The following is a 14348-nucleotide window of genomic DNA, read 5'->3' on the forward strand; positions in this document are numbered from 1 at the left end:
ATCATGAAAACTTCAACTCGACTGCTCTCCACGACAGTGCGAGCATTCCTGCTGCTCACAGTCCTCTTGGGCGTCATCTATCCGCTCGTGATCTTCGGTGTCGGGCGCGTCGTGTCGGACAAGACAGACGGCTCCTTCGTCACCGATTCCTCCGGCAAGGTCGTGGGCTCCTCGCTCATCGCCCAGGCCGTGACCGAGCCCGGCTACTTCATGCCGCGCCCCTCGGCCGCCGGCGACGATGGCTACGACGCCATGTCCTCTTCCGCATCTAACCTGTCCCCCTACGATCCCGAGTACCAGGCAATGGTGAAGGAGCGCCGCGCGGAAATCGCCCAGCGCGAAAACGTCAAGGAGGATCAGGTTCCGGAGGATGCCGTGACTGCCAGCGGTTCCGGTCTGGATCCGCAGATCTCCCGGGCCTACGCTGACATTCAGGTCAACCGTGTGGCCCGCGAGAGCGGACTGGACCGCGCCACGGTAGAAAAGCTGGTGAAGGACAACGAGCAGACCTCGTTCAACGGATCCGATCGCGGTACCCCGGTGAATGTGGTTACTCTCAACCTAGATATTAGAAACGCCCGGGGTGCAGGCGCCGCTAAGTAACAGCGGCACGTACTCTCACGGTGCGCATCACAGGATAGGTGGTGCGCACTCGGGCACGCGGCCGGACACGGCGCCGGACGCAACGCAGAACACGCAGAACACTGCGCAGGAGATAAGGAGTCTTCTCAACAATGACAAAGCGTGGCACGCTCAAGGTGTACCTAGGCTTCGCCCCCGGCGTAGGTAAGACCTGTGCCATGCTCAACGAAGCCCACGACCTGCAATCCCGCGGCATCGACGTCCTCGTGGGTCTCGTCGAAGACCACGGTCGCGAACGGACCAAGTCGCTCATCGACGGCCTTCCCGTGCTGCCGCGCAAAGAATTCAGTTACCGCGGGGGCACCTATACGGATTTAGACGTCGACGCCGCCCTGGCCGCGCACCCCAACACCATTCTCGTCGACGAGTTGGCGCATACCGTGGTGAGCCCAGACGCCGCAGCTGCGTCATCGGACAGCTCCGCCGCGAGCACCGAGGGCGACCAGGCGGAGGGGCGTGGTGTGGCGTCGGATCAACTGGCGGAGCCAGAAAAGAAGCGGTGGCACGACGTATACACCCTGCTCGACGCGGGGATCAACGTCATCTCCACCATGAACATCCAGCACCTCGAGTCGCTGAACGACGTGGTGGCCGCCGTGACCGGCACCCGCCAGCGCGAAACCGTGCCCGACCAGGTGCTGCGCGACGCCGACGAAATCGAGCTCGTAGACCTCACCCCCGACGCGCTGCGCATCCGCCTGGCGCGCGGCGAGGTCTACCGCCAACAGCAAGCCGAAACAGCGCTGAATAACTACTTCAAAGTCGGCAACCTCACGGCGCTGCGCGAACTCGCGCTGCTGTGGCTTGCCGACAAGGTCGAGGAGGTCCTCGAGACCTACCGCAAGACCAACAACGAGCAAAAACACTGGCCAACGCGTGAGCGCGTGGTCGTGGCCGTGCAAGGCGACTCCGGGTCGGAGGCCATCATTCGACGCGGCGCGCGCGTGACCGGTCGCGTGGCCGGACGCGAAATGATCGTGGTGCACGTGGCCGGTGAGGACGACGCGCTCGCCACCGACACCCCGAAGCGGCTGAGGCGGCTGCAAGAACTGACCGACTCCCTCGGCGGACAATGGCGCGTGGTCGTTGGTGACGACGTGGCAGACTCGCTGCTCGAGTTCGCGCGGGCGGTGAATGCATCGCAGCTGGTCATCGGCCTCGGCGGGCGCATCAGCCGCATCTTCGGCGGTGGCCTGAGCGGCCGGATCATCGACGGATCCGGGCCCATCGACGTGCACATCGTGTCCACGCTGGAGCAGGAAAAGAAGACCGAGAAGAAACGCCTGCAAACCACCGGGCGGTTCAGCGTGATGCGACTGGTGACCGGTTGGATCATCGCGCTGGCCGGACCGTTCCTGCTCACGGCGGCGGCGATTCCCCTGAATCTGGAGCAATCGTATCTGGGTGCGCTGCTGCTGGGGTTCCTTACCATTGTGGTGTTCGCCGCCCTAGCGGGAGGCATGCTGCCCGCGTTGGCGGCGGTGGTGATCGGCTCGCTGCTGGCGAACTGGTTCTTCACCACACCGACGCACACGTTTACGGTGACGGAACCGGAAAGCCTCACGCAGATTATCTTCTTCTTCATCATCGCCGCCGCGGTGGCGTGGGTGGTGGAGCTGTCCGAGCGGCGGCGTGCCCTGGCAACGCAGCGCCTGGGGCAAGCCATGGTGCTCTCCGACTTGGCGCGCGGCGTGGTGCACGACGGCGATGACATTCCCCAGCTGCTCAACCGCCTGTGCCAGACGTTCCGGCTGCGCCGAGTGGATCTGCAGCGCTACAGCACCGAACGCAAGATGTGGGTGACGCTGGAAACGACCGACCCGAATGGCATCAGCACCCCGTGGGCTGGCGAAAGCACACACGTGGGTGTGGGCGACGGGCTGCGGCTGCTCGTGGGCGGTGGTGAGCTGAGCCCGCAGCAGTTCTCGATGATTGAGGCCCACGGTGCCCGCATCACGGCAATCATCGACCGCCAGGAGATCGACGCCATGCGGCGCGCAACCGCTGCATTGGAGGCTGGCAACCGGGTGGGCAAGGCGCTGCTCACGGCCGTGTCACATGACCTGCGCACTCCCCTCGCCGGGATCAAGGCTGCCGTGTCGGGCCTGACGATGGATGACATCGAGCTCGACGACGAATCGCGGCAGCTGCTCATCGAGACGATTGAGAGCTCGACGGATCGGCTGGAAACGGTGATCGGCAACCTGCTGGACATGAGCCGGCTGAACTCGAACACGGTGACGATCCGCAACCGCGCGGTGGACGTGGCCGAGGTCATCGAGGCCGTGTGCGCCGAGCTCCCCGAAGCAGCCAGCCACATCACAGTGGAGCTGCCAGACGATGCGCGGCCGGTGCGCGGCGACGCGGGCTTGGTGCAGCGGATACTGTCGAATGTTGTGATCAACGCTCGGAAGTACGCGCCGGATTCTGACCTGCTTATTAAGGAGCAGGCCGTGGGTGACACCGTGGAGATTTCGGTCATCGACCACGGGCCGGGAATCCCGGACGATAAGATCCAAGAGATCTTCATGCCCTTCCAACGGTTGGGCGACCAGAATGCGAACTCCGTGGGACTCGGATTGGGCCTGGCGGTGGCCCAGGGCTTTGCGGAAGCAATGGACGGAAGCGTGCGGGCAGAGCACACCCCTGGTGGCGGCGCTACCCTGGTGCTCACCCTGCCCGCCGCTGATGGCACTGAATAGGTTCGTGATGACGAGGCTTTCACAAGAGGCATTCGTAGGAGCCTTTCGTGAAGGAGATGCTGTGAAGGAGATGTTGTGAAGGGACACGAGAAACCGGGTCAGGGTATAGCGGGCCAGGGCAAACCGGCCCAGGTCAAACCGCCCCAGGGCAAAGAGGCCGACCGGGTGCTGCTGGTCGAGGACGATGTCCCATTGGCCAACGCCGTCATGGTGAACTTTAAAGCTAGGGGCTACGACATCAAGGTCGCCACCACGGCCAGTCAGGCGCTGAAGATCGTCGGCTCGTGGCAGCCCAGCGTTATCTTGTTGGATCTGGGCCTGCCGGACCTCAGCGGCCTGGAGGTGCTGCGCTCGGTGCGCAAGTGGAGCGAGCTGCCTATCATCGTGGTCTCCGCGCGGCACGACGAGCCGGGGAAGATCAATGCCCTCGATGAAGGCGCCGACGACTACATCACCAAGCCGTTCTCGGTCGGTGAGCTGCTCGCCCGAGTGCGCGCGGTGTTGCGCCGCGCGCCTGCCGAGAAGGAAGAGGAAAAGCCGATCATCACGACTTCGGACAAGCGCGTGGTGTTCAACTTGCAGAACTCCACCGTGACGGTGGAAGGCCAGGACGTGCACCTCACCCCGCGCGAATGGGGAATCATCGAATATTTGCTGCGCCACCGTGGACAGCTGGTGAACAAGACCGATCTGCTCCAGGCGGTGTGGGGGCAGGCCTACTCCAAGGAGACCAATTACCTGCGGGTGTACATGTCTCAGCTGCGTCAGAAGCTGGAGGAGGACCCGGGGCACCCGCAGTACCTGGTGACGGAACTGGGTGTGGGTTATCGGATGGTGCTGTAGGTCTGCAGGCTAATCGATACGCGCCTTATTCGGCCCGCGCCCGACTGCTGATCCGATGAGCACACTCCGCCGGGTCATCAACGGAAACGATGAGCCGCGAGAATCGCTCGCTCGCCAGTTCAATCACCACGGCGTTCTCGTAGCCGTTGACATTCCAGAACTGCCGTTCCCCATCCGCGTGGAAGGTCCCCGCCAGCTTCTGCCCCATCCGCAAGCCAGGCCCTCGCCATCCTTTTCCTTCATATTTGACGCCAGAGTCATGCGTTGCCCCACGGACGTGCTCCCATGGAACTTGGATCTGCCTGGTGAAGGACCAGAGCTTGTTCAGTCCGAGGGGTTCCACGATGAGAGATCGCTCGGTCAATCGAATCGCGTTGTCATTCATGATCATCTCCAGTCGCTTGCGTTTGTTTGTGTTGCCGCCGGGGTGTCAGTGGGTGTCCAATAGTCGACGTGCCCGGGACAGCACGTGATCGCCGAGAGATTCTGAATCATCGCCAAAGAGTCGCCCTGCAGCTCTGAGAGAGAGGTCGTAGAGCCGCTGATCCGTCGGTGCCAATTCAACGAGAACGACGAGCAGGAAGTCCCGCATCTCCTCTTCCGACACCGCCTGGGTGGTTCCCTCGACGACCATCTCCAAAGCCGACCTGCACAGCCCGTGCTTTGATCCGAAGATCTTGTAGAAGCTCGCTCGGTTGAGGCCGATTTCCTTAAGGGCGGTGTCCACTGGAACCGAGTCGAAGCCTCGTGCCCCGAAGAGCCTGATGGCTCCGTCTAGTACCGTCTTCTCGTCAAACTCCCGTGGCCGTCCCATAGTTTCAGAATATTTATTCCAGAACGAACTGTCAACAACTTCGGTGAGATTCCTCCTATGCGCGAAGCCCCTACAAAATTTCGAAACCCATGCGAAGACCCATGTGAAGAACGAAAACCCGGTGAAGTACGGAAACCCAGTGGACTCGGGGACTACAGAACGAAAAATGACCCCTGACCCCACACAGAACCCCAATCGAATCCCCCACCCCGCCAAACACACAAGCAATACGCAAAAAGCAGCACGGTCTGCCCGATGGATCATTGTGATCCTCAGGCAGACCGTGCTGCTCAAATGTACCCCGTACGGGATTTGAACCCGTGTTACCGGCGTGAGAGGCCGACGTCCTAGGCCGCTAGACGAACGGGGCGCTGGCCTACCAGGACTCGAACCTAGAATGACGGTACCAGAAACCGTAGTGTTGCCAATTACACCATAGGCCATCGTTCGCGTTAAGCTCGGCCTTCCCGTTTCCGGTTGAGCCTCGCTCGCAACGAGGGTTAATATAACCAGATTCGGGAATTACAAGCAAATCAGCAGGTCAGGCCCCGCAAACCCCGCAGAACCTCGCAGACCCCCGCAGCACCTTAAGCCTGCGCCTGGTACGGCGTCTGCTCCAGCGCCTTCTTCAGCCGCGCCACCGTCGATGCCTTCCCCAGCAGCTCCATGGACTCGAACAGCGGCGGGGAGACCGCAGCGCCCGAAATGGCCACACGCAGCGCACCATAGGCCTTGCGCGGCTTCAGCTCCATCTGTTCGATCAGTGTGGACTGCAGTACCGATTCGATCTTTTCCGTCACGAACTCTTCCTCCCCCAGCGCCTCGAGCTTCTCAATCGAAACCTGCAGCACCTCAACCGCGTCTTCCTTAAGGTTCTTCTTCGCAGACTTCTCGTCCAGCACCAAGTCCTCGTCGGAGGTCACCAGGAACCGCAGCAGGCCATCGGCGTCGCCCAGCATCTTGATGCGCGTCTGCACCAGTTCCGCAGCGAAGGCGAACTTATCTGCCGGGTAGTCGTTCGGGAAGTCCTTGTACTCCTCCAGGTACGCACGCAGCCGTGCCGTGAAGTCGTCCAGCTCCAGCAGACGGATGTGATCGGCGTTGATCGCCTCCAGCTTCTTCTGGTCGAACCGAGCCGGGTTGGGCTTCACGTCCGCCACGTCGAAGTTGTCGATCAACTGCTGCATCGTGAAGATGTCCTCATCTGCGGACAGCGACCAGCCCAGCAGCGACAGGTAGTTCAGCATGCCCTCGGGGATGATGCCGGCGTCGCGGTGGTTGAACAGGTTGGATTCCGGGTCGCGCTTGGAGAGCTTCTTGTTGCCCTCCCCCATCACGAACGGCAGGTGGCCGAACTCGGGGACCTGCTTGGCCACGCCGATGCGCACCAGCGCTTCATAGAGTGCGATCTGTCGCGGCGTGGAGGGCAGCAGGTCCTCACCGCGCAGCACGTGGGTGATCTCCATGAGGGCGTCGTCCACCGGGTTGACCAGCGTGTAGAGCGGCTGGCCGTTGGAGCGCGCCACCACGAAGTCCGGCACCGTCTTGCCGTCCACGCTCATGTGGCCGCGCACGAGGTCCTCCCACTCGTACGTGCGGCCTTCAGGCATGCGCAGGCGCCACACGGGCTGGCGCCCCTCGGCCTCGAACGCGGCGATCTGCTCGTCGGTGAGGTCGCGGTCGTAGTTGTCGTAGCCGAGCTTGGGGTCGCGTCCCGCGGCCTTGTGGCGCTCCTCGACCTCGGCCGGGGTGGAGTAGGCCGGGTAGACTTCGCCAGCTTCCTTCAGCTTGTCTAGGACGTCCGCGTAGATGTCCATGCGCCAGGACTGCCGGTAGGGCTCGTGCGGGCCGCCCACGTCCACGCCTTCGTCCCAGTCGAGGTTGAGCCAGCGCAGGGAGTCGATGATGGCCTGGTAGCTTTCCTCGCTGTCTCGCTTCGCATCGGTGTCTTCGATGCGGAAGACCAGCTTGCCGCCGGTGTGGCGGGCGTAGGCCCAGTTGAACAGCGCTGTGCGCACCATTCCAACGTGGGGGGTTCCGGTGGGTGATGGGCAGAAACGTACGCGAACTTCACTCATGGTTGTGTAGTTTACCCGTGCTTCTCATTGGCTTTCGGGCAGGTACTCGCCCACGATGTCGCCGCGGTATCCCCGGCGGCGCAGGTCTTCGACCCACCGCCCCAGCGGCAGGGTGCCAGTTCCGGGTGCGCCGCGGCCGGGCAGATCCGCCACCTGCACGTGCTCTGGCCCTTCACCGAGCTCGTCCATATCCGACGCCACCAGCTTCCAAAATTCCTCCTGCTCTTCTGGAGTGGCCAGTGCGCCCGCTGCTCGGGATTGTGAGTGGTGTGCGGCGTGGTTTGTGGCGTGGTTTGCGGCGAGATGATAGATGTCCAACAACAGCCCAGCCTGCGGCGCCGCGTCGAATAGTGCTCGGGCATCGCCGATGCTGCGGACGGGATAATCCTTCATGCCAGACAGCGGCTCCGCCATGACCGTCACGTCGCACCGCTCGGCCAGCCATGCGCTGGCTTCGGCGAAGCGCTCCACCTGCGCGTCCGTAAGGCGGGGGCCACTGCGGCCCACGACGAGGTTGCAGCGGGGCAGGCTGGTGGCGTCGGATATAGAGGCAACCGCGGAGAGATGAGCCGTGGACAGGGGTTCACGATGCAGAATGCCGCGCTCGCCGGCGGGCATATCGCCAGCCCAGAGGTTCATCGCGACGAGCTGCTGGCCGTGGCTGTGCAGGGTGCCGGTGAGGTCGGCGATCTCGGCGGCGGACGGTTCCGGGGTCGCGAAGGGCCACCAGAGTTCCACGCGGCGCCACCCGCGGGAGCTGGCGTCGGCGAGTCCGGCCTGCCAGGAGGGATAGCCGATGGAGCAGTTGAGGGCGGTGAGCGCGGGCGATGATTCGGCGGTCATGGGAGCCAATTGTACGAGGTCGCGGGGACGGCGCGGCTACACTACACAACCATGGACGCAACCATGAATGCAGCGACAGACGCAGCGACAGAGCCAGCGATGGAGCCAACGATGGAGCCAACACCGCACAGCAAAGTGGCCGTGATCACGGGAGCTGGGGCGGGCCTGGGGCGGGCATTCGCACGGGCTCTGGCCACCGATGGCTGGACCGTGGCGGTGCTGGGGCGCACCGAGGCTACGCTCACCGAGACACTGGAGCTCTGCGACGGCAGTGGACACGTGAGCGTGACCTGCGACATCACCGACGAAGCGCAGGTGCGCGACGCATTCGACCGCATCACCGGCGAGCTGGGGAGACTCGACGTGCTCATCAACAACGCGGGCATCCCGGGGCCGAAGGCTCCGCTGCATCAGGTGGATCTCTCCGCATTCGACGCCACCATGGCGACCAACTTCCGCGGGGCCTTCGTGTGCTCCCAGGCGGCGTTTGGGTGGATGGCCGCGCACGGGGGCGGTCGGATCATCAATAACGGTTCGATCGCTGGCCACGCGCCGCGGCCGCATGCTGCGGCATATGCGGCGTCGAAGGCGGCGATGGCGAGCCTGACCACGTCGATCGCCTTGGACGGGCGGGAGTACAACATCACCGCCACGGAGTTGGATATCGGAAATGCGCGCACGGAGCTGCTGGCAAACTTCACGGGAACGGAGCCGATGTTCGACGCCGATCATGCGGCCCAGGCGGTGGTGACCGTGGCGAACATGCCGCCGGAGGTGAGCGTGGATCAGTTGACGATCACCGCCGCGGGGATGCCGTACCTGGGGCGGGGTTAGGCGGGAGCAGTTGAGGTCAGGGCGGGGTACCCAAGTAGACTTGCCCGCATGACCCACGAGCAGCGACCGGTAACCGCCCCGGACTTCCTGCTATCCCGCCCTGACCGGAGCATCCGCACGCAGGGTCGCGTGACCACGTACCCGGATCCTTTCGAAGCCTCCACGGCGCTGCGGAGCCAGGAAGCCGAGCTGATTGTTGGCGCCATTCCTTTCGATACGTCCCACCGCGCTGCACTGATGGTGCCGGAGAAGGTTGTGCGAACCGAGGGGCCGCTGGAACCGCCGGCGTACTTCCGCGGCACCAAGGCTGCGGAATCCCTGCAAGTGGAGGCCGTGGAGGCGGTGACGACACTGGCGGAGCACCGCGCCACGGTGGCGGCGGCGGTGTCCACGATTCAGCAGACCCGGTTGGACAAGGTCGTGCTGGCCAGGGCCGTGGATGTGGAATTCGCCGACGAGGTGGACCCGCTTCTCATCGCCGCCCGGCTGATTGACTTGTCCGCGCACCGGGATGGTTTCGCGGTGGATCTGAGCGCCACGGGCCGGGAGGAGCACGCGCATTCGATGTTCGTGGGCAGCTCGCCGGAGATGCTGATCCGTAAGAAGGGCCGCGAGGTCAGCGCGTTCCCGCTGGCTGGGTCGGCGGCGCGGACGGGCAACTTGGAGCGCGATCAAGCGACTGGGCGCAGCCTGCTGAGCAGCATGAAGGACCAGGTCGAGCATCAGTTCGTGGTGGACCACTACCGACGCACGCTCGAGCCGCTGTGCTCTAGGCTCTCGATCCCGCCGTATCCGGAGATCCACGAGACGAACGAGATGATCCACTTGGGCACCCGCGTGGAGGGCACCCTCAAGGACGATGGGTTCTCCGCTTTGGATTTGGCGCTGATGTTGCACCCCACTCCTGCCATTGGTGGTACTCCGACCGACGACGCCATCGGCATCATCGAACAGGTCGAACAGCCACGGGAGTTTTACGCGGGCGCAGTCGGCTGGTGCGACGCCGACGGCGACGGCGAGTTCATGGTGGCGATCCGGTGCTGTGTGGTGGAGGGCGCGTCGGCGCGGGCGTGGGCTGGCGGCGGCATCGTGGCTGACTCTTCCCCGGAGGACGAGGCCGCGGAAACCACCGCCAAGCTGCAGACGGTGCTGCGTGCGCTCAACGTGCCCGCTGCGATGCGCAACGTGTAGCGGATCTACGGCGGGACGAACGAGATCATGAAGGAGCTGATCGCCCGGAGCCTGTAGGGGTTGGTTACCGGATGATCTTGCGCACCGTCTTGGCGGACTTGCCCATCAACAACCGGGTGAAATACGCCCGATCCTCCGGGCCGAACTTAAACCCAGCCGCCGCCCGACCACCACCAGACCGCGACGCCGCCCGGCCACCAGCACCGGCACCGAACCCAGCAGCACCAGCACCGCCGGTGCCGAAGCCGGTTGTGCCAGACACCCGACCGAAACCACCCCGCGGACCAACAGCACCCGCAGCAGAACCACCACCAACACTCATCCCCGCGCCAGGGCCAGAGCCGGTGCCAAGACCAGGACCGGTGCCGGTGCTGACGCGCTGAGCCATCTGCCGGGAGACTTCCCGCGCCATCACCGCCTGACGCGCATGCTGCGGCAACTGCGGCAACCGCTGCCCCACACCACCACGAGATGCACCCTGCCCACCAAACTTGGGTGCAGGCGACGAGGCAGACCGCTGACCCGAAGCCCGACCACCACCATCGGTCACCACCCCAGGCCGGGAAGCCACACCGCCACCGGTGGCACCCACCCCACCGGCAGACGCAGGCGCCATCAAACCACCAGCAGACTGCGGGGACACCACCGGGGAGGGGGCCGGCTGCGACAGTCCACCGGATGCCGCCGGTGCCGTCGGCGCGGCACCCGTCACCGACGGTGCTTGAGGGGTGCTTGCAACCGGGGCGGGTTGGGCCGCCGAGGCCGCCACCGCCGCCTCGTTACCCCGACCAGCCGACCCGGCCGCGGCATCCGCGGCCTGCCCGAACGCATGGGTGGCGGTGCTGGCGGCCGTGGTGGTCAGACCCGTGATCTGGCTAATCGGCGTGACCGTGGAACCCTGCCCGACAGTGGAAGTGGTCAGCACTCCCCCACCGGTGTGGCCAACGATCGGCACCCCCAGGTTCATAATCGGTGGGCGAACGAGCTCGAGGGAGGGCTGCAGCTGGGTGGAGACGAACGTGGCGACGGCGGATTGTTCCGCTGCCAGTTTCGCCGCGGGGTCGGTGATGGTCGCGGTGGAGGCTTCGATGGCGTGTAGGGCCGCGAGGTTGGCCGTACGGATGGTGGGGAATTGAGCGACGGTGGTGGACATGATCTGGGCGTTGGCTGCGACGATGCGTCCGGTGCGGACCACGGAGTCGATGGCTTCTCGTGCCATGTCGAATGATGTGCCTATGGTTGTGGCGCTGAGTTGGCGGCCAGCGGCGTCGAGCTGATCCATGATCGACGATAACTGGGTAGATGCTTTCGCCCAGTCGCTGGATATGGCCAGCGGTGCGGCATCGTCGGTACTGAACGCGGCGATCAGTGCTTGCAGCGGCATCGTCGCTTCGGCGGCGGTGACCGGGTCGGTGTACATGAAATTATGGATGGTGTCTTGCGGTCGGGTATCGGCCACCATTGTGCTGAGGTCTTCGCACCGTGGCGCGTCGGAGTTGATGGAATCAAAGCTGTGCTGGTTATCCCGTTCCTGATCATCCAAACAATCCGTTTGTTGCCGGAGGTGGGTGGTGACCCATCCGATGTTCTTGCCCAAATATTCACAGGCCTTCAGACCGCACCCTGGCTGCGAGGCCCACAAGCTTTGGTGAACACCGAACGCGAGGTTCACAGCAGGCGAACCCGTGTATGGTTGTGCGGAGTTTACCCAAATTCTGGAAAAGGATTGGATGGCTGTTTCCGCTAAGTCAAGTTCCTCAGAAATGGACCGTAGTAAATCTATTGAAAGCTTAAGCATATTTCCCCCATCTTTATGAAATGTTGTCGACTAGTTGGCGCATGTATGAAATTCTCTTGCAGCTAGACTCAAGTTCTGCTGGTGCACCTAGTTCTGATGTTGATAAGTAGATCGCACGCCCATCGGATTCTTCCAGTAGCGATACACACTCATGTCCCCCATATGAAGTTGGCAAGGTGTAGGTATCCGACATTCCCCAACCCTTTGGAATTTCATCGTCGGCAAATTCCTTGCCAACCTTCCAGGTGGCCGTATGCCAAAAAGAAATCCAAAAGTGGGTATCAGCAAAGAAGTCTTCCGGCGAGATCCTGAATCCACATTCCATCAGGTTGGTGTATTCAAGAGGTCTACGTTTCTCAAAACCGATGGATTCGAGCCTCTGCTTGACCTCTGAGTTGCAGTAGTCCGACAGGCCTTCGAACTTAGTACCTGACATCTCTGACTCCCCCAGCACTGGCAATTCCAACGGATCCCCCACAAACTTCTGCGACCGCCAAACGTATTTCCCCCACGGGTCGTCCGGCTCGGTCTCGAACCAGATTCCCTCGTGCCCCTGTGGTTGTAGCATACGACCGTCGTCCGTCACCACCGGTTTGTCAGGGTTATCCACAGCTCCGGCCTGCGAGTCGTTGGCTGTGGATACCGAACGTTTGGTGGTGGCAGGTGGCCGCGTGGTGGCGTCGAATATAGAGCAACCAACCAGACAAACGGACAATAGAGCAGCGAGAACACCGCTGGTCAGACGTGTAATCCCCAAGAAAACCCCCTAGAACCCCGATACTGCTACACAACACAGTTAAGGTCACAATAGCGGTATCGGGGGACGCTCGCACGGCCAAGCACAGCGGGGGCTTGGCTGGTGCTAAGTCATGCGGCTAATCCACGTCCTCGTAGATACGACCCGGGGAGTAATCCTCTTCGTCCACACCCTTTGGCAAGTTCGCCGGAAGCCCCTCGTAACGACCCTTAATTCCGGTCTTCTGCAGGTAGATGCCGATTCCCACGAAGACGAGAAGACTCACCATGGATTGCAAGAACTCAACCCTCGTGGACTCTCGAATGCCCATTGCAGCGAGAATGACAACAATCAAACCAGTCACCAAAGCCGGGATATACGGCCAGCCGAACATCTTGAACGTCAAACCGCCAGTGGCTGCCGCCTCGCGCTCCAACCTGGGGCGCAGCTTGATCTGCGACGCACCGATGAGGATGTAGACGAAAAGCACAACCGCACCAGAAGAGTTAACCAGGTAGAGGAAGATCGTATCCGGCCAGACGTAGCCAGCCGCAATACAGATAAAGCCGACCAGCGCAGAGAAGAGGATGCCACCGGTAGGAACTCCGCGCTTGTTGACGCGAGTCATCCACGCCGGAGCATCACCATTGCGCCCCTGGGTGAAGATCATTCTCGATGCGGTGTAGAGGCCGGAATTCAGGCAGGAAAGCACAGCGACCAAAACAATGAAGTTAAGAATATCCGCAGTATAGGGAGCACCCATCGCCTCCAGCGCCGAGCTAAATGGCGACAAGCCGGCAACGTACTGATCCCACGGCAGAATCGCCACCAACAGGAACGTGGAAATCACGAAGAAAGCAAGGATACGAACAACGACTGTTTGCGTAGTTCGGCGAATCGCATCGGCAGGGTGGGAAGACTCGGCAGCGGCGATGGTCACGAGCTCAGCGCCCGTCATCGAGAAGATCACGGTCACGACGCCAACGAAGATCGCAGCGACACCATTCGGCGCGAACCCGCCATGAGTCCAAAGATTGGATACGTGGGCTGCCTCGCCAACGTTGCCCGTCCATGCACCGGCCAGGAAGGCGAATCCTGCGACCATGAACGCAACGATCACCGCGACCTTAATGCCAGCGAACCAATACTCCGCCTCGCCGAAGCTCTTCACGGACAGCAGATTCACGCCGATCATGATGGACATGATGACAACGGCTGTGAGCCACTGGGGGATAGAAGGCAACCACAGAGCGACCAACTTGCCCCCGACAACTGCTTCGATGCCGACCACGATGACCCAGAAGTACCAGTACATCCAGCCCGTGGCGAACCCGGCCCACCGACCGAATGCCATGCGGGCATAGTCAACGAAGGAACCAGTTGACGGCCTGGCTACAGCCATCTCTCCCAGCATGCGCATCACCAGATAGACGATGAGGCCCGCGATCGCTGTGGTCACAACAGCCGCCGGGCCTGCGACGACAATCAGGCCGGAGAGGCCCACGAAGAAACCGGCGCCGATCGTGCCTCCCATGGAAATCATGGTGAGGTGACGTTTCGACAGGTCGGTCCTCAACTCCTCTGGGGCAGCTCCGCCATTGGCGCATATCGAACCGGACGGGGTGTCACCCCGCGGATCCTGAACTGGTTGTGGTGCGGACATGTCTTCCTCCCATGTGAAACCTAGTGACACAAGTAGTTTCCTAGCTAAATGTGTTATGGGACACAGTAGACCCCGACACACGGTGGACAAATCACCAGATTGTTGAAATTTGAGCAGCGATTCCTCCGTTTTGATGATGGCTTAAATCACACATAGTCAATCAGAGTGATGTTTAGGCATCGAAGTTTTGGTACACAAATCACT

The 14348-nt window shown here is 62.4% G+C and carries 12 protein-coding genes and 2 tRNA genes; 5 read left to right on the forward strand and 9 right to left on the reverse strand.

Annotation, left to right across the window (positions count from 1 at the left end; translation table 11 throughout):
* Positions 1-3 precede the first annotated feature (3 nt).
* From kdpC to LA343_RS08775, 3 genes are all read left to right on the forward strand, one after another.
* Positions 4-603, forward strand: coding sequence for a K(+)-transporting ATPase subunit C (kdpC, locus tag LA343_RS08765; RefSeq protein ID WP_039910930.1), 600 nt, complete (start codon positions 4-6; stop codon positions 601-603).
* A gap of 131 nt (positions 604-734) precedes the next feature.
* Positions 735-3344, forward strand: coding sequence for an ATP-binding protein (locus LA343_RS08770; RefSeq protein WP_039910931.1), 2610 nt, complete (start codon positions 735-737; stop codon positions 3342-3344).
* Positions 3345-3509: 165 nt separating this feature from the next.
* A complete protein-coding gene (locus LA343_RS08775; RefSeq protein WP_039911463.1) occupies positions 3510-4187 on the forward strand; it encodes a response regulator transcription factor in 678 nt (225 codons plus the stop codon).
* A gap of 25 nt (positions 4188-4212) precedes the next feature.
* Here the strand turns inward: LA343_RS08775 and LA343_RS08780 are convergent, their stop codons facing one another.
* The 6 genes from LA343_RS08780 to LA343_RS08805 all read right to left on the reverse strand — a co-directional run bounded on the left by LA343_RS08780 (position 4213) and on the right by LA343_RS08805 (position 7922).
* The gene (locus LA343_RS08780; protein ID WP_025402958.1) at positions 4213-4572 is read right to left on the reverse strand and encodes a hypothetical protein; all 360 of its coding nucleotides are present in this window, start codon (positions 4570-4572) and stop codon (positions 4213-4215) included.
* A 45-nt stretch (positions 4573-4617) separates the two neighbouring features.
* Positions 4618-5265, reverse strand: coding sequence for a TetR/AcrR family transcriptional regulator (locus tag LA343_RS11785; protein ID WP_025402959.1), 648 nt, complete (start codon positions 5263-5265; stop codon positions 4618-4620).
* Positions 5266-5298: 33 nt separating this feature from the next.
* A tRNA-Glu gene (locus LA343_RS08790) sits at positions 5299-5371 on the reverse strand.
* Between the two features lies 1 nt (position 5372).
* Positions 5373-5444: transfer RNA gene (locus LA343_RS08795), tRNA-Gln, on the reverse strand.
* 144 nt (positions 5445-5588) lie between these two features.
* The gene (gene gltX / locus LA343_RS08800; protein ID WP_025402960.1) at positions 5589-7079 is read right to left on the reverse strand and encodes a glutamate--tRNA ligase; all 1491 of its coding nucleotides are present in this window, start codon (positions 7077-7079) and stop codon (positions 5589-5591) included.
* A gap of 24 nt (positions 7080-7103) precedes the next feature.
* A complete protein-coding gene (locus LA343_RS08805; protein ID WP_025402961.1) occupies positions 7104-7922 on the reverse strand; it encodes a TIM barrel protein in 819 nt (272 codons plus the stop codon).
* A 51-nt stretch (positions 7923-7973) separates the two neighbouring features.
* On the opposite strand from LA343_RS08805, the gene LA343_RS08810 reads away from it, so the two are divergent.
* Positions 7974-8756 (forward strand): SDR family oxidoreductase, encoded by a 783-nt coding sequence (locus LA343_RS08810; protein ID WP_224209146.1) that lies wholly within the window; start codon positions 7974-7976, stop codon positions 8754-8756.
* Positions 8757-8804: 48 nt separating this feature from the next.
* A complete protein-coding gene (locus tag LA343_RS08815; RefSeq protein ID WP_025402963.1) occupies positions 8805-9947 on the forward strand; it encodes an isochorismate synthase in 1143 nt (380 codons plus the stop codon).
* A gap of 64 nt (positions 9948-10011) precedes the next feature.
* Here the strand turns inward: LA343_RS08815 and LA343_RS08820 are convergent, their stop codons facing one another.
* From LA343_RS08820 to LA343_RS08830, 3 genes are all read right to left on the reverse strand, one after another.
* Positions 10012-11544, reverse strand: a complete 1533-nt coding sequence (locus LA343_RS08820; RefSeq protein WP_025402964.1) for a hypothetical protein — start codon at positions 11542-11544, stop codon at positions 10012-10014.
* 214 nt (positions 11545-11758) lie between these two features.
* A complete protein-coding gene (locus LA343_RS08825) occupies positions 11759-12355 on the reverse strand; it encodes a hypothetical protein (protein ID WP_144084494.1) in 597 nt (198 codons plus the stop codon).
* A gap of 265 nt (positions 12356-12620) precedes the next feature.
* A complete protein-coding gene (locus LA343_RS08830; protein ID WP_182840948.1) occupies positions 12621-14144 on the reverse strand; it encodes an amino acid permease in 1524 nt (507 codons plus the stop codon).
* Between the last annotated feature and the right edge of the window lie 204 nt (positions 14145-14348).

Origin of the sequence: Corynebacterium falsenii, from assembly GCF_020099275.1 — a bacterium.
Lineage (GTDB): Bacteria > Actinomycetota > Actinomycetes > Mycobacteriales > Mycobacteriaceae > Corynebacterium > Corynebacterium falsenii.